Below are 17,850 nucleotides of genomic sequence, written 5' to 3'. Positions count from 1 at the left end.
CTCACCCCCCCCCCCCCCCCCCCGCCCCCCCCCCCCCCCCCCCCCCTCCCCCCCCCCCCCCCCCCCCCCCCCCCCCCCCCCGCGGTCCACTGTGGACCCGTGGCGGTACGAGATCACCTGGCAGCGCCTGCCGGACCGCTCCCGGCCACCCGCCGGGCGCTGGCTCGTACTCGGCGACGACGACCTCGCGGCAGCCCTGGGCACCGAAAGTATCCCGGACGGTGTGCTGTGCGTGTCGCCGTCCGTGGACGAGCTGGTGGCGACGCTGGACGCGTACCCGGACGCCCGCGTCTGGGTGGCGACCCGCGGTGCCGTCGCGGTTGACGCGACCGAGGCCGTGGACCTCGCCGCCGCGGAACTGTGGGGCTTCGGCCGGGTCGCGGCCTTGGAGCTGCCGCACCAGTGGGGCGGCCTGATCGACCTGCCGGCCGGAACGCCGGTGGATGCGCTGCTCGGGGTGCTCGGCGGCGACGAAGACCAGGTGGCGATCCGCGCCGACGGGACGTTCGGACGGCGGCTCGTCCCGCTGCCGGGCGGCTCGGCCCGGTGGACGCCGCGGGGCACGGTGTTGATCACCGGTGGCACCGGCGCGCTCGGCGGGCACGTCGCCGCGTGGGCGCTGACCGCCGGGGCGGAGCGCGTGGTGCTGCTCAGCCGCGGCGGCGGCACCAGTGACGACCCGCGGATCATCCCGGTCGCCTGCGACATCACCGATCGGGACGGGGTCGCCGAGGTGCTGGCGCTGTACCCGCCCGACGCCGTGGTGCACGCGGCCGGGGTGCCCGGCGGGCTGCACCGGATCGACGAGTTCGACCGGCGCGCCTACGACGACGTGCTCGCGGCGAAGGCCGGTGGCGCGATCGTGCTGGACGAGCTGCTGGGCGATCGGCCGCTGGACGCGTTCGTGCTGTTCTCCTCCATCGCCGGGGTGTGGGGAGCCGCCGGGCAAAGCGCGTACGCCGCGGCGAACGCCGTGCTCGACGCCGTGGCCGGCACCCGCCGCGCCCGCGGCCTCACCGCCACCGCGATCGCCTGGGGCGCGTGGGGCGGCGCGGGCATGGCCGCCGACGGCGAGGCCGAGCTGCGCCGCCGCGCCGTGCTCACGATGAAGCCGGAAGCCGCCGTGCGCGCGCTGGCCGAGGTCGTCGGCAGCGGCCGCACGGCGGCCGTCGTGGCCCGGATCGACTGGCCGCGCTTCGGCGCGCTGTTCACCGCCGCGCGGCCGAGCCCGCTCCTGTCGCGGGTCGTCGAACCGGCGGACGAAGAGACCGCCGCGGCGCCGGTGGCACACCGTTCGGCGGCCGAGCTCGTCGAGCTGGTGCGGGCCGAGGCCGCCGCGGTGCTCGCGCTCGCCGGGCCGATCGACGGGGAGCAGGCGTTCCGGGACGCTGGGTTCGACTCGCTGACGTCGGTGGAACTGCGCGACCGGCTCAGTGCGGCGACCCGGATCCGGCTGCCGGCCACCGTCGCGTTCGACCACCCCGACGCCCGCCGGCTCGGCGCGTTCCTGCACGCCGAGCTGACCGGCGCGGCGCCTGCGTCCGAACCGGCCGGGCCGCGGGCCACCGCCGACGAACCGATCGCGATCGTCGGTCTGGGTGTGCGGCTCCCGGGCGGCGTCGAAACGCCGGAGGAGTTCTGGGACCTGCTCGCCGAGGGCCGGGACGTGATCGGCGCGGCGCCGGACGACCGCGGCTGGGACCTCGACCCGGACTTCGACGCGGCCGGCACCCGCGGCGGCTTCCTGAGCGACGCGGGTCTGTTCGACGCCGGGTGCTTCGGCATCAGCCCCCGCGAGGCCCTGGCCATGGACCCGCAGCAGCGGTTGCTGCTGGAGACGTCGTGGGAGGCGCTGGAACGCGCCGGGATCGCGCCCAAGTCGGTGCGCGGCAGCGAGCTCGGCGTCTTCGTCGGCGCGGCGACGCAGGCGTACGGAATGTCCTCACCGGACTCGGCGGGCTTCCTGCTGACCGGCGTGTCGTCGAGTGTCCTTTCCGGACGGGTGGCCTACGTGCTGGGGACGCAGGGTCCGGCGGTCACCGTGGACACGGCGTGTTCGTCGTCGCTGGTGGCACTGCACCTGGCGGCGCAGTCGCTGCGGGCGGGGGAGTGCTCGACGGCCCTGGCGGGCGGGGCCACCGTGATGGCCACGCCGACCGGGTTCGTCGAGTTCGCCCGGCAGGGCGGCCTGGCCGCGGACGGCCGGTGCAAGCCCTTCTCCGCCGACGCCGACGGCACCGGCTGGGCCGAAGGCGTCGGAGTCGTGGTGCTGCAACGGCTTTCCGACGCCGAGCGCGACGGACGGGAGATTCTGGCGATCCTGCGCGGCAGCGCGGTCAACCAGGACGGCGCGTCCAACGGGCTGACCGCGCCGAACGGTCCGGCGCAGGAGAAGGTGATCCGCCAGGCCTTGGCCAACGCGCGCATGGAACCGTCCGAAGTGGACGCAGTCGAGGCGCACGGCACCGGCACGGTGCTGGGGGACCCGATCGAGGCGCAGGCGGTGCTGGCGACCTACGGCCAGGGCCGCGAGACGCCGCTGTGGCTCGGCTCGGTGAAGTCGAACCTCGGCCACACCCAGGCCTCGGCCGGGGTGATCGGCGTGATCAAGATGGTCCTGGCGATGCGGCACGGCGAGCTGCCGCGAACCCTGCACGCCGAGCGCCCGACCGGCCAGGTCGACTGGTCGAGCGGAGCGGTCCGGCTGGTGACCGAGCGGACCGGCTGGCCGGGAACGGGACGTCCGCGCCGGGCCGGGGTGTCGTCGTTCGGCATGTCCGGGACGAACGCGCACGTCGTGCTGGAGGAAGGACCGCGGACCGAGCCGGTCGCGGAACCGCCCGTCGCCGGGCCGGTGCCGCTGGTCGTCTCGGCGCGGACGGAGTCCGGTTTGGCCGCACAGGCGGCAAAGCTGGCCGAGCACCTGGAGAGCGGCGCGTCGCTGGTCCGGACGGCTCGCGCGCAGGTGACCGGCCGTTCGGTGTGGAGCCATCGGGCGGTCGTGGTCGCGGAGTCCGCCTCAGATGCCGCGGCCGCGCTGCGGGCGGCGACCCCGGTGACAGCCGGTTCCGGCCGGACTGTGCTGGTGTTCCCGGGCCAGGGTGCCCAGTGGCCCGGCATGGGCCGCGAACTGTGGGAGTCCGAGCCGGTCTTCGCCGCGCGGATGGCCGAGTGCGAGCGCGCGCTGGCGCCCTTCGTGGACTGGTCGCTGCGGGACGTCGTGTTCGGCGGGCGGCTGGACCGGGTCGACGTCGTTCAGCCCGTTTCGTGGGCGGTGATGGTGTCGCTGGCCGCGTTGTGGCAGTCGTACGGACTCACGCCGGACGCGGTGCTCGGGCATTCGCAGGGGGAGATCGCGGCGGCGTGCGTGGCCGGCGCGCTGTCGCTGGCGGACGCCGCGAAGGTGGTCGCGCTGCGCAGCCAGGTGATCGCCACCGGGCTGGCCGGACGCGGCGGCATGCTGTCGGTGGGGATCTCCCCGGACGACGTGCCCGAAGGCGTGGAGATCGCGGCGGTGAACGGGCCCCGCTCGGTGGTGCTCGCCGGAGACCCCGCCCTCCTGAAAGAACTGGAGGAACGCTACCGGCAGGCCGACGTCCGGGTGCGCCGGATCGAGGTCGACTACGCCTCGCACACCGCCCAGGTGGACGCGGTGGCCGACGAGATCCGGTCGCGCCTCGGCGCGGTGGAGACCGTCACGCCCGAGATTCCGTGGATGTCCACTGTGGACGTCGAGTGGGCCGGTGCGGTGGATACCGGTTACTGGGTGCGGAACCTCCGCGAACCGGTGCGGTTCTCGGCGGCCGTCGCCGAGCTCGGCGGGTTCGGCCTGTTCGTCGAGTGCAGCCCGCACCCGATCCTCACCGCCGCGGTGCTCGACACGCTGCCCGGCGCGGCCGCGGTGGGTTCGCTGCGTCGCGACGACGGCGGCCGCGACCGGTTCCTCCGCTCACTCGGTGAAGCCTTCGCCCACGGCGCCGACGTCGACTGGACCGCGGTCGTGCCCGACGTGCCCCCGGTGGCCGTGCCCACCACGGTGTTCGAGCGGCGTCACTACTGGCTCGCGCCGCGCCCGGCCGCCACCGGCTCGCCGCTCGCACACTCGATCCTCGACGGCGTCGTCGACAACCCGGCGACCGGCGGGCTGGTGCTCACCGGCCGGCTGTCGACCACGCTGCAGCCCTGGCTGGCCGACCACGTCGTGGCGGGGGAAGTCCTCGTGCCCGGCGCGGTGCTGGCCGAACTGGCCCTGCAGGCCGGCGTGCTCGCCGGACACCCCGGCCTCGAGGAACTGGTCATCGAGGCACCGATCGCGCTCGACGCGCGCCCCCGCCGCATCCAGCTGGTGACCAACGGCCGCGAGCTGAGCATCCACGCGCGTGCCGAGGACGGCGACTGGGCGCGGCACGCCACCGGAACCCTGGGCGCGGCCGTCGAACCGACCCTCTTCACCCCGGCCGGTGACCCGGTCGACGTCGCCGGCTTCTACGCCGAACTCGCCGACCTCGGTTACGGCTACGGCCCGGTTTTCCAAGGCGTGCACCAGGTCTGGCGGCAGGGGGAAGAGATCTTCGCCGAGGTGACGCTGCCGGAGGCACCCACCGGGTACGCCGTGCACCCGGCGCTGCTCGACGCGTCCCTGCACGCCGCCGCGCTCGGCGGCGCCGATGGCGTGCGCCTGCCGTTCGCCTGGAACCGGCTGGCCGTGCACGAAACCGGCGCGACCACCGTTTACGCCCGGCTGACGCCGACCCCGCACGGGATCGCCCTGCACCTGCAGGACCCGGCGGGCGCCCCGGTGCTCACGCTCGGCGAGCTGGTCACCCGCCCGGTCGCGACCGACCCGCTCTACGGCCTCGACTGGGTCGACGCACCGCTCACGACCGCGTCCACGGCCTCCTGGCCGATCCACCGCGTCGCCACCGACCGGCCGCTGCGGTCGGTCCTCGACGAGGTGCTGCGGCTGCTCCGGACCGAAGACCAGCTGGTCGTCGCGACCTCCCAGCCGCCGGACGAACCGGTCGCCGCGGCGGTGTGGGGTCTGGTCCGCAGCGCCCAGGCCGAGCACCCCGGCCGGTTCCTGCTGGCGAACGACGCCCCGGAGCTGCCCGGCCTGGTCACCGCGGCCCTCGACGCCGGGGAAACCCAGCTCCTGATCGAGCACGGCCGCCCGCGCGTCCCCCGGCTGACGCGGGTCCGCGACGAGGGTGACCCCTTCACCTGGGACCCCGACGGCCTGGTGCTGATCACCGGGGGCACCGGAACGCTCGGCGGTCTCGTCGCCGAACACCTCGTCACCGAACACGGCGTGCGCAACCTCGTGCTCGCGTCCCGGTCCGGCTACGACGCCGAGCTGGCCGAACGCCTGCGGACGGCCGACGTCCGCTTCGAAACCTGCGACGTCTCCGACCGCGAGCAGGTCCGGAAGCTCCTCGACCTGGCTCCGAAGGTCGTGATCCATGCGGCGGGCGCCCTCGACGACGGGCTGCTGACCAACCTGACCGGCTTCGACGAGGTGCTGCGCCCGAAGGCCGACGCGCTCGACCACCTCGACGAGCTGAGCCGCGATCTCGACGCGTTCATCGTGTTCTCGTCCGCGGCCGGCGTGCTCGGGTCCGCGGGCCAGGCCAACTACGCCGCCGCCAACGCCTACGCCGACGCCGTGGTGGCGAAGCGGCGGGCAGCCGGGCTGCCGTCCTGGTCGCTGGCCTGGGGCTTCTGGACACCGCCGTCCGGCATGACCGGGCACCTGAGTGACACGGACAAGAGCCGCATGACCCGGGCCGGGCTCTCCGGCATCGCCCCCGCGCAAGGATTGCGGCTGTTCGACGCGGCCCTGCGCTCGCCGCGTCCGCTGCTGGTGCCGGTCGTGTTCGACCTGCCGAAGCTGCGCGAGCAGGGCGAACGGCTCCCGCCGGTGCTCCGCGCCCTCGCCGGGCCGCCCCGGCGCCTCGCGGCCCCTGAGCGTGACCTGCTGGCGCTCGTGCGCCGTGAAGCGGGCGCGGTGCTGGGTTCGGAGCCGGTGCCGCCGTCGACGGCCTTCCGCGACCTCGGCTTCGACTCGCTCACCGCGGTCGAGCTGCGCAACCGGCTCGCCGCGGCGACCAAACTCCGGCTCCCCGCGACCACCGTGTTCGACCACCCCAGCGCGACCGCACTGGCCGAGCACCTGCGCGACCGTCTCGCCGGTACCACGGCAGTCTCCACGGCGGCGGTGACGGTGCCGACCACCGAGCCGATCGCGATCGTCGGCCTCGGCCTCCGCCTGCCCGGCGGCATCACCGAGCCCGGCGAGTTCTGGGACCTCCTTTCCCGCGGCGGCGACGCCATCGGCGGCTTCCCCGCCGACCGCGGCTGGGACCTGGCCGCGCTCTACGACCCGGACCCCGCCACCCCCGGGACGACCTACACCCGCCACGGCGGCTTTCTCGACAGCGCGGGCGATTTCGACGCGGGCTTCTTCGGGATCAGCCCGCGCGAGGCCCTGGCGATGGATCCGCAGCAGCGGTTGCTGCTGGAGACCTCCTGGGAGGCACTGGAACACGCGGGCGTCAACCCGACGTCGTTGCGCGGCAAGGAAATCGGGGTCTTCACCGGCCTGATGTACCACGACTACGCGAGCGGGACGCGCGCCGAACACCTCGAAGGACTGCTCGGCACCGGCACCGCGGCCAGCGTCGCGGCCGGTCGTGTGGCGTACGTGCTCGGGGTGCAGGGCCCGGCGGTCTCGATCGACACCGCGTGCTCGTCGTCGCTCGTGGCGCTGCACCTGGCCGCGCAGTCCCTGCGGTCGGGCGAGTGCTCGATGGCGCTGGCCGGCGGCGCCACGGTGATGGGCACCCCAGGCGGGTTCGTCGAGTTCGCGCGTCAGCGCGGCCTGTCCCCGGACGGACGCTGCCGCTCGTTCTCCGCCGACGCCGACGGCACCGGGTGGGCCGAGGGTGTCGGCGTTCTGGCCCTGCAACGCCTTTCCGACGCCCGCCGCGAAGGCCGCGAGATTCTGGCCGTGCTGCGAGGAAGCGCGGTGAACCAGGACGGCGCGTCGAACGGGCTGACCGCGCCGAACGGCCCGGCGCAGGAGAAGGTGCTCCGGCAGGCACTGGCGAACGCCGGACTGGCACCGTCCGAAGTGGACGCCGTCGAAGCGCACGGCACCGGCACGGTGCTCGGCGACCCGATCGAGGCGCAGGCGATCATGGCGGTCTACGGCCAGGACCGGTCCGAACCCGTGCACCTCGGCTCGGTGAAGTCGAACCTCGGCCACACGCAGGCCGCGGCCGGGGTCACCGGCGTGATCAAGATGGTGCTGGCGTTGCGCGAAAGCCTGCTGCCCCGCACCCTGCACGCCGCCACCCCGAGCGCGAAGGTCGACTGGACCGAGGGATCGGTGGCGCTGCTGACCGAGCCCGTCGCCTGGCCGCGTGGCGAACGCCCGCGACGTGCGGGAATCTCCTCGTTCGGCGTGTCCGGCACCAACGCCCACGTGCTCATCGAAGAAGGCCCGCCGCGGGCACCTGAGGCCGAGACGGCGACCGGCCCGGTGCCGCTCATAGTCTCGGCCCGCACGGAAACCGGGCTCGCCGCGCAGGCCGAGCGGATCGCCGCGCACCTGGACGCCGGCCTGCCCGCCGTCGCCCGGACCCTCGCCGCGCGGGCGCACTGGGAACACCGGGCGGTCGTCGTCGCCGAGGATCCCGCACAGGCCGCCGAGGCGCTGCGGTCCCTGCCCGCGTCCGTCCCGGCGGGCGACGGCGCGGTCGCCTTCGCGTTCGCAGGTCAGGGCGCCCAGCGGCCGGGGATGGGTCGGGAGCTTTACGAAGTGTTCCCCGTGTTCCGCGACGCGTTCGACTCCGTGTGCGCGGAGTTCGCCCTGCCGCTGCGCGAGCTCGTCTTCGAGGGCGGTGACCTGGACGCCACGGTGCACACGCAACCGGCGCTGTTCGCGGTGGAAGTGGCGATGGCGGCGCTGCTGGGGTCGTGGGGCATCCGGCCGTCGGTGCTGCTGGGCCACTCCATCGGCGAGCTGAGCGCCGCCCACGTCGCCGGAGTGCTGACCCTGCCGGACGCGGCGAAGCTGGTCGCCGCGCGCGGGCGGCTGATGCAGGACCTGCCCGGCGTGGGCCGGATGGTCGCGGTCGCCGCCGGCGAGGCCGAGGTCCGCGCCCTGTGCGGTGACCTCGATCTGGCGGCCGTCAACGGACCGGCCTCCGTGGTGCTCTCCGGCGACCGTGACCGGATCGCCGAGGCTGTCGGCACGCTCACCGAAGCCGGCCACCGGTGCCGCGACCTCACCACCGGCCACGCGTTCCACTCGGTGCTCATGGAACCGATGCTGGCCGAGTTCCACGCGGTCGCCGCGACGCTGGACCTCCGCCCGCCCACCGTGCCGCTGATCTCCTCGGTGACCGGGAAACCGTTGTCCGACGCCGAAGCCTGCTCGCCGGACTACTGGACCGCCCAGGTGCGCCGGACGGTCCGGTTCGCCGACGCCGTGGCCGCGTTGCCGGTGCGCACCGTGCTGGAGCTAGGTCCCGGCGGCACCCTGACCGGCCTGATCGCGGGTCTCGCCGACGGCCCGGCCGCCGTCGCCGTGACCCGCCGGGACCGCCCGGAGGCCGAATCCGCGCTCGCCGCCGCGGGCGCGGTGTTCACGCGCGGAGCCGACGTCGACTGGGCCGCCGTGCTCCCGGCCGGACCGAAGGCACCGATGCCGACGACCGCCTTCGAGCACCAGCGGTACTGGCTGCCGCCCGGCACCGGCGACGCGGCCGGGCTCGGGGTGGACCACGTCCGGCACCCGATCCTCGGTGCGGCCGTGGACAACCCCGAGACCGGCGGGATCGTGCTGACCGGCCGCGTCTCGCTCGCGGCCCAGCCGTGGCTCGCCGGGCACGTGATCTCCGGGACGGTGCTGTTGCCCGGCGCCGTGCTGGTCGACCTCGCGCTGCAGGCGGGCGCCCGGGTGGGCTCCCCGGCGGTGGCCGAACTCGTCATCGAGTCGGCGCTGGTGCTCGAACCCCGGGAAACCACGACGGTCCAGGTGATCGTCGGAGCGGCCGAGGACGGTCGGCGCCCGGTGGCCGTCCACGCCCGGACCGGGGACCGGTGGACCCGCCACGCGAGCGGCACGCTCGCCCCCGCGACCGCCGCCTCGGACCCGCTCACCGAGTGGCCGCCCGACGCCGAGCCCTTGGACGTCAGCGACTTCTACGAGCGGCTGGCGGACCAGGGCTACGGCTACGGACCGGCGTTCCAGGGGGTGCGCGCCGCGTGGCGGCAGGACGCCACGCTGTTCGCCGAGGTCACCTTGCCGGACTCGCTCGACCCGGCCGGGTTCGGCCTCCACCCGGCGCTGCTCGACGCCGCGCTGCACGTCGGCGCGCTGGACGCGGGCGACCCGCGGCTGCCGTTCGCCTGGACCGGCGTCGAACTGCACGCCCGCGACGTCACCACGGTCCGGGTCCGGCTCACCCCGGCCGACGGCGGGGCCGCGGTCGCGGTGTTCGACCGGCACGGTGATCCGGTGCTGACGCTGGACTCGCTGCTCAGCCGTCCGGCCGCGCCCGGCTCCCGCGTGGACGACCTGTACGCGCTCGACTGGGTGCGGCTGCCTGCCGCCACGAAGGCCGCGACCGACGGGTGGCTCGTGCACCGGGTCGAGGCGCCGGAGGCCCGGCAAGCCGTCGCCGCGGTGCTGGCGGACATCGCCGAGGCCGAGGCACAGGGTCGGAACCTGGCGGTGGTCACGGGCCCGGCGCGGGAAGATCCGGTCGTGGCGGCGGTCTGGGGTCTCGTTCGCAGTGCGCAGACCGAGAATCCCGGCCGGTACCTGCTTGCCGAACTCGGCGATCCGGCGGAGCTGCCGCTGGCCGTCGGGGCCGGGGAGCCGCAGGTCGCCGTGCGCGAGGGCGCGGTGTGGGTGCCGCGGCTGGCCGCGTTCGACGGCGTCAGCGCGTGGGCGCTGGAGGTCACCGGGTCCGGGACCGTCGACGGGGTGGCCGCGCGCCGCCGCCCGGACCGCCCACCGGCGGCGGGCGAGGTCCGGGTCGAGGTGCGGGCCGCGGGCGTGAACTTCCGCGACGTGCTGATGACGCTCGGCCTCTACCCCGGCGAGCCGGTGCTCGGCAGCGAGGCGGCCGGCGTCGTCACGGAGGTCGGTCCCGACGTGGATTTCGTGCCGGGACAACGGGTCTTCGGTCTGTTCCCCCGCAGCTTCGGCCCGGTCTCGACCACCGACGCGCGGCTCGTCGCGCCGATCCCCGCGGAATGGACGTTCGAGCAGGCCGCGGCGGTGCCGGTGGCCTACCTGACCGCCTACTACGGGCTCGTGGACCTCGGCGGTCTCGGTGCCGGCACGAAGGTGCTGGTGCACGCGGCGACCGGCGGGGTCGGCACCGCCGCCGTGCAGCTCGCCCGGCACCTCGGGGCCGAGGTGTTCGCCACGGCGAGCACGCCCAAACACGCGCTGCTCTGCGAAAGCGGCCTCGCCGACGACCACATCGCCGACTCGCGGACCACCGGGTTCGAGCGGCGGTTCCCGCCGGTCGACGTGGTGCTCAACGCGCTGACCGGGGAGGCTGTCGACGCGTCGCTGCGGCTGCTGCGCCCCGGCGGGCGGTTCCTGGAGATGGGCAAGACCGACGTCCGCACCGGTGTTCCCGGCTACCGGGCGTTCGATCTCAACGAAGCCGGACCGGACCGGATCGGGGAGATGCTGACGACGCTGCTCGGGCTGTTCGCCGAAGGCGCGCTGGCGCTGCCGCCGATCACCCGGTGGGACGTCGGCCACGCTGTCGACGCCTTCCGCGCGATGTCCCAGGCCCGGCACGTCGGCAAGAACGTCCTCACCCTGCCCCGGCGACCGGACCCGGCCGGCTCGGTGCTGATCACCGGCGGCACCGGCGCGCTGGGCGGCGTCGTGGCGGAGCACTTCGTCACCGCGTACGGCGTGCGCAGAATCGTGCTGGCCGCCCGCACGGCACCGGAGGCGACCGAACTGCGCGAGCGGCTCGAGTCCCTCGGCGCGGAGGTGACGCTGGCCGCCTGCGACGTCGCGGACCGGGACCAGGTGCGTGCCCTGCTCGACGCCGTCCCGGTGCCGCTGACCGCCGTGGTGCACGCGGCGGGCGTGGTCGCCGACACGACGGTGTCCACAATGGACGCCGACGCGGTGGACCGGGTGCTCCGGCCGAAGCTGGACGCCGCGGTGCACCTCGACGAGCTGACCCGCGACCGGGACCTGGCCGCGTTCGTGCTGTTCTCCTCGGCCGCCGGGGTGCTCGGCGGCGCCGGGCAGGGCAACTACGCCGCCGCGAACGCGGCCTTGGACGCCCTCGCGGCCCGGCGGCGCGCCGCCGGGCACCCGGCGGTCTCGCTGGCTTGGGGCGCGTGGGACACGGGCATGGCGGCCCGGCTGACCGAGGCCGACGCCGGCCGGATGACCCGGTCGGGGGTCCGCCCGCTGGCCCCGGAGCGGGCGATGCGCCTGCTCGACGCCGCGCTGACCGCGCCGAGAGCGGACCTGGTGCCCATCCGGCTGGACAAGCCCGCCCTCCGCGCCCGAGCGGGAGACCTGCCTGCTGTGCTCGCCGCGTTCGCGGGTGTCGCGGCCGTGCCGAAGCGGTCCCGGCTCGACCTGACCGGGCTGGCCGAGCCGGAACGGCGGGCGCGCCTGCTCGACCTCGTCCGCACGGAAGCCGCCGCGGTACTGGGCGGGGAAATCGGCCGGACCCGGTCCTTCCGCGACGCCGGGTTCGACTCGCTGACCGCGGTCGAGCTGCGCAACCGGCTCGGCGCGGCCACGGGCGCGGCCCTCCCGGCGACGGTGGTCTTCGACCACCCGAACGCCACGGCGCTGGCCGGGCACCTGCACGAGCAGCTGGCCGAGCCAGCCGCCGAACCCGCGTGGCCGGCCCGGCTCGACCGGCTCGGCGCGGAGCTGGGCGCGCTCGACGCGGCCGATCCCGCGGTGGCCGTCGTGGCCGCGCGCCTGCGGGAACTGCTCGACGCGCTCCCGGTGGCGGAACCGGCGCGCAACGGCGACCTCGACGAGGTCACCAAGGACAACCTCTTCGAATTCCTCGACCAGGAACTCGGGTGACGGCGGTGGAGGCCGGTGTGGACGACAAGAGTGTCGAGTACTTCAAGCGGATGACCGTCGAGCTGCGCCGGGCCCGGGACCGCGTGGCGCAGCTGGAGGCCGAGCGCGGCGAGGCCGTCGCGATCGTCGGGATCGGCCTGCGGCTGCCCGGCGGCATCGCCGAGCCCGGGCAGTTCTGGGACCTGCTCGTGCACGGGCGCGACTCCGTCGGCGAGTTCCCCGCCGACCGCGGCTGGGACCTGAACGCACTGTTCGGCACCGGCAAGTCGGTGACCCGGCGCGGCTCGTTCCTGCACGACGCGGGCGCGTTCGACGCCGACTTCTTCGGCATCTCGCCCCGCGAAGCGCTGGCGATGGATCCCCAGCAGCGGCTGGTGCTGGAGACCGCGTGGGAGGCCCTGGAACGAGCCGGGATCGACCCGACTTCGTTGCGGGGCAGCGATCTCGGCGTCTTCGTCGGTGCTTCCATGCAGTCCTACGGGATCGGTGCCGAAGGCGAGTCGGAGGGGTTCCTGCTCACCGGCACGGCCCCGGCGGCGCTGTCCGGCCGCGTTTCCTACGTGCTGGGCGCTCAGGGGCCGTCGCTCACGGTCGACACGGCGTGCTCGTCGTCGCTGGTGTCGCTGCACCTCGCCCAGCGCGCCCTGCGGGCCGGCGAGTGCTCGACCGCGCTGGCCGGTGGGGTCACGGTGATGGCGACGCCTGGTGTGTTCACCGAGATCTCCAAGCAGGGCGGGCTCGCCTCCGACGGGCTGTGCAAGTCGTTTTCCGCCGACGCCGACGGCACCGGCTGGTCCGAAGGGGCCGGAGTCCTGGTGCTGCAACGGCTTTCCGACGCGCAGCGCACCGGAAAGCCGATCCTGGCGGTGCTGCGCGGTTCCGCGGTCAACTCCGACGGCGCGTCCAACGGGCTCACCGCGCCCAACGGCCCGGCGCAGCAGCAGGTGATCCGGCAGGCACTGGCCGACGCCGGCGTCCAGCCGTCCGAAGTGGACGCCGTGGAGGCTCACGGCACCGGGACCGTGCTCGGCGACCCGATCGAAGCGCAGGCGCTGCTGGCGACCTACGGGCAGCAGCGCCGTGGCCGGCCGCTGCTGCTCGGGTCGGTCAAGTCCAACCTCGGCCACACCCAGGCGGCGGCCGGGGTGGTCGGGGTGATCAAGATGGTCCTGTCCATGCGGCACGAGCTGCTGCCGCGCACGCTCAACGTCGAACGGCCGACCGACCAGGTCGACTGGTCGCGGGGTGACGTCGAGCTGCTGACCGAGCCGGTCGCCTGGAAGCCGGACGGGCACCCGCGGCGGGCCGCCGTGTCCTCCTTCGGCGTCGCCGGAACGAACGCGCACGTCATCCTCGAAGAAGCTCCAGCCGGGACCGAGGAACTGCCCGTGGAGGCACCCGGGGCCTGGCCGTTCGTCGTCTCGGCGCGGTCCGCCACGGCGCTGGCCGCCCAGGCCGCGAAGCTGGCCGAACACCTGACGACGACCCGGGCGGAGCGGGCGGGCGTCGCCCGGGCGCTGGCCACCGGCCGAGCGCGCTGGGAGCACCGCGCCGTGGTGCTCGGCGCGGACCCCGTCGCCGGGCTGCGAGACGTCGCCGCGGGCCGCACCTCGGCGGGGGTGGTCACCGGTGTGGCGGGCGAGGAGCCGAAGACGGTGTTCGTGTTCCCCGGCCAGGGTGCGCAGTGGGTCGGCATGGGCCGGGACCTGTGGCTCGCCCAGCCGGTGTTCGCGGCCCGGATGGCGGAGTGCGAGCGCGCGTTGGCGCCCTGGGTGGATTGGTCACTGCGGGACGTCGTGGTGGGCGCCGGCTCGCTGGACCGGGTCGAGGTGCTGCAGCCGGTCACCTTCGCCGTGATGGTGTCCCTCGCCGCGCTGCTGGAGTCCTACGGGGTGCGGCCGGACGCGGTGGTCGGCCATTCGCAGGGGGAGATCGCGGCGGCGTGCGTTTCGGGCGCGCTGACGCTGGAGGACGCGGCGAAGGTCGTGTCGCTGCGGGCGGCGGCGGGCGCCGAGCTGGGCCGCGGCGGGGGACTGGTGACCGTCGGGCTGCCGGTGGAGCAGGTGGCCGTTCCGGACGGGATCGAGATCGCCGCGGTCAACGGCCCGGACTCGGTGGTGCTGGCCGGGAGCCACGACGCGATCGCCGAGGTCGAACGGCACTACCGCGAGCGCGGGGTGCGGGTGCGCGCCGTGGCGTCATCGTTCGCCTCGCACACGCGCCACGCGCAACCGATCGCGGGCCGGGTGGTGGAACTGCTGGCCGACGTCCGCGGCCGCGTGCCGGCCGTGCCCTGGATGTCCACTGTGGACGCCGACTGGGTGCGGGAGCCGCCCGGCGCCGGGTACTGGGGACGCAACCTGGTCAACCGGGTGCGCTTCGCCGACGCCGTCGCCGCGCTGGCCGGGTTCGGGCTGTTCGTCGAGGTGAGCACCCACCCGGTGCTGGCCTCGTCGATCTCCGGGACGTTGCCGGACGCGGCGGTCACCGGGGTGCTGCGCCGCGACGACGGCGGCCCGGACCGGCTGGCCCGGACCCTGGCGGAGCTGTTCGCCCACGGCGCCGACGTCGACTGGACGTCGGCGCTGCCCGAGGTCCGGCCGGTTCCGGTGCCGACCACGGTGTTCGAGCACCGGCACTTCTGGCTGCGCCCCGAGTCTCACGGCGACCCCACGCGGCTGGGCCTGGAAGGCGTGCGGCACCCGGTGCTCGGCGCGGCCGTCGCGAGCCCGTCCGGTGGGCTCGTGCTGACCGGTGAGCTGTCGCGGGAGACGCACCCGTGGCTGTCCGAGCACGCGGTTTCGGGCACCGTGCTGGCGCCCGGGTCGCTGTTCGTCGAACTGGCGGTGCAGGCCGGCCGCCGCGTGGACCAGCCGGTCGTGCGCGAACTGGTGATGGAGGCGCCGCTGGTGCTGGGCGCGGACAAGGTCGCGGTGCAGGTGGCGGTGAGCGGCCGCGCCTTCGAGATCCACTCCCGCCTCGGTCCGGAGTGGACCCGGCACGCCACCGGCACGCTCGGCGCCGAAGCGGAGGTCCCGGAACCGCCGGGGCCCTGGCCACCGGCCGATGCGGAACCGTTGGGGCTGCAGGACTTCTACGCGAAGCTCGCCGACCTGGGGTACGACTATGGCCCGGCGTTCCAGGGGCTGCGCGCGGCGTGGCGGGCGGACGGGTGCTTCTACGGCGAGGTCGCGGTCGAGGCCGAGCCGGGTGGGTTCGCGATCCACCCCGCCCTGCTGGACGCGGCCCTGCACCTCGCTTTCCTCGCGGACGGCGAGCCGGGGATCGCCTTCGCGTGGAAGGACGTCGCCGTGCCCGGGACCGCCGGTTCCGTCGTGCGCGTGAAGCTGACCGTCTCGGCGGACGGCGTCGCGGTCGTGATCGCCGACGAGACGGGCGCGCCCGTGTTCTCGGCCGGGTCACTGGTGACACGACCGGTGTCGTTCGCGCCGAAACCCCTGGTGATGGACTGGGTGCCGGTTTCGCCGGTGCCGGGACCGGTCGAACTGCCCTCGACCGACGAGGTGACGGACGAGCCGTGGGCGGTGCTGCGGGCGGGCGACCTCGGTGACGTCCTCGACGCGCTCCAGCGGTTCGCCACCGGCCCCACACGGCTGGTGGTCGTCACGCGGGACGCCGAGACGGACCCGCGCGCGGCCGCGGTGTGGGGCCTGGTGCGCAGCGCCCAGGCCGAGCTGCCGGACCGGTTCCTGCTCCTGGACCTCCCCGGCGACGAGATCCCCGACGTGCTGGACACGGGGGAGTGGCAGCTGGCCGTGCGGGACGGCTCGCTCGTCGCGCCCCGCCTGAAGCGGCTCGAGCACACCGGCGACGCGGCCCCGCTCGACCCGGCCGGGACGGTGCTGATCACCGGCGGCACCGGCGTGCTGGGCGGAACCGTCGCGAAGCACCTCGTTGCCACGCACGGGATCCGGCGGCTGGTCCTGGCTTCGCGGACCGGCGCGAACGCGCCGCTGGTCGCCGAGCTGGCGGCGGCGGGGGCGTCGGTGCGCACCGTCGCGTGCGACGTCACCGATCGGGCCCAGCTGCGCGACCTCGTCGCGTCGGCCGGGCCGCTGACCGCGGTGGTCCACGCCGCGGGCGTGTTCGACGACGCCCTGATCAGTGACCTCACCCGGGAACGGCTGACCGCCGTACGGCGCCCGAAGAGCGAGGCCGCCGAGTACCTCGACGAGCTGACGCGCGAGAGCGACCTGCGGGCGTTCGTGCTGTTCTCGTCGGCCGCGGGAGTGCTGAGCAGCCCAGGGCAGGGCGCCTACGCCGCGGCCAACGCGTCCCTGGACGCCCTCGCCGCCCGCCGCCGCGCAGCCGGTCTACCCGCGACTTCCCTGGCGTGGGGCCTGTGGAGCTACCGGGAAGCGGACGAGCAGCGCACGGCTCGCGAAGCGCAGTGGACCGCCCGGTCAGGACTGCGCGTGATGCCGGAAGAGACGTGCCTCGCGCTGCTGGACGCGGCCCTGGCGTCGACCGAACCGGTGCTGGTGCCCGTGCTGCTCGACCACGCGGCGCTGCGCGCGGGCACGGTCGACCCGCTGCTGCGGGACCTCGCACCGCGCACGGCCGCGCCGAAGCCGGGGCCGCCGGACCTCACCGGCCTGGACGCCGGGGCGAAGCTGGAGGTGCTCACCGACCTCGTCCGCCGCGAGGCGGCCGTCGTCCTGGGCCGGGACACCGAAGACGGCGGGCTCGGCGCGACGAAGGTGTACCGCGAAGCGGGGTTCGACTCCCTGACGGCGGTGGAACTGCGCAACCGGCTCAGCCAGGCCACGGGGGTGCAGCTGCCGGTGACGTGGGTGTTCGACCACGCCACCCCGCGCGCGGGCGCCCAGGACCTGCTCGCCCGGCTCGACCGACCGCGCGAAACCCCGTCGTCCGGCCGCGACTTCGCGAGTGTCTACGCCGCGCTGGCGGAGAGCGGGCAGTACCCGGCGGCGACCGCGCTCGCCACGGCCGCCGCCGCGGTCCGCGAACGAGGGACGACGGTCGAGGAATTGGCCGCCGGCGTGCGCGTCACGGAACTGGCGCGCGGCGGGCTCATGCCGAAGCTCATCTGCCTGCCGTCGATCTCCACCTGGGAACCGGTGCTGAACTACAGCGCCATGGCCGCGCATTTCGCCGGCGTCGCCGATGTGACGGTGATCGTGCCGCCCGGGTACACGACGGACACGCCGGTGGCGGCGTCGTGGACCGCACTGGTCGACACGCTCGCCGACGCCGTCGGCCGGGCTGGCGGCGACGAGCCGTACGTGCTGGTCGGCTACTCGTCGGGCGGTGCCCAGGCACACGCCGTGGCCGCCGCGATCGAGCGCGCCGGCGTCCCGCGGCCCCTCGGCGTGGTGCTGATCGACACCTACACCGGCGACCACATCCCGGTGCGGCTGCAGCAGTTCTTCCAACGGCAGTACCAGGAAGTGACGCGGCGCGAGAACTACTCGTTCGAGAAGATCACCGCGTCCGCGCTCTACATCGGCCTGCACAACGACGAATGGCGCCTCGACCCCGAGCTGTCGGTGCCGGTGCTGATGCTCACCGCCGCCGCCCCGCCCCAGACACCGGCCGGCGCCGACCCCCTGGAAGACGCCGAATGGCGCCACGAGTGGCCGCAGCCGCACGAGAACCGGGTCCTCGACGGCGACCACTTCACCATCATGGCGAAACACGCCGACCAGGTTGCCGACGCCATCCGGACGCGGTTCACCCGGCCGTGAGCAGTCGCTCGCGCGGCACGG

General features: G+C 75.0%; 2 protein-coding genes. Both read left to right on the top strand.

Going from position 1 to position 17,850, the window contains the following annotated elements; all coding sequences use genetic code 11:
• Positions 1-91 precede the first annotated feature (91 nt).
• Positions 92-12,100 carry an SDR family NAD(P)-dependent oxidoreductase gene (locus ACZ63E_RS26245; protein WP_465338760.1) on the top strand — a complete coding sequence of 4,003 codons (12,009 nt, stop codon included), beginning with the start codon at positions 92-94 and terminating at the stop codon, positions 12,098-12,100.
• The gene (locus ACZ63E_RS26240) at positions 12,097-17,829 is read left to right on the top strand and encodes an SDR family NAD(P)-dependent oxidoreductase (protein WP_465338759.1); all 5,733 of its coding nucleotides are present in this window, start codon (positions 12,097-12,099) and stop codon (positions 17,827-17,829) included. The genes ACZ63E_RS26245 and ACZ63E_RS26240 overlap by 4 nt, the downstream gene beginning before the upstream one ends.
• Positions 17,830-17,850: the final 21 nt, after the last annotated feature.

Source organism: Amycolatopsis sp. NPDC104819, assembly GCF_055583145.1.
This window is presented reverse-complemented; position numbering and strand designations above follow the sequence as displayed.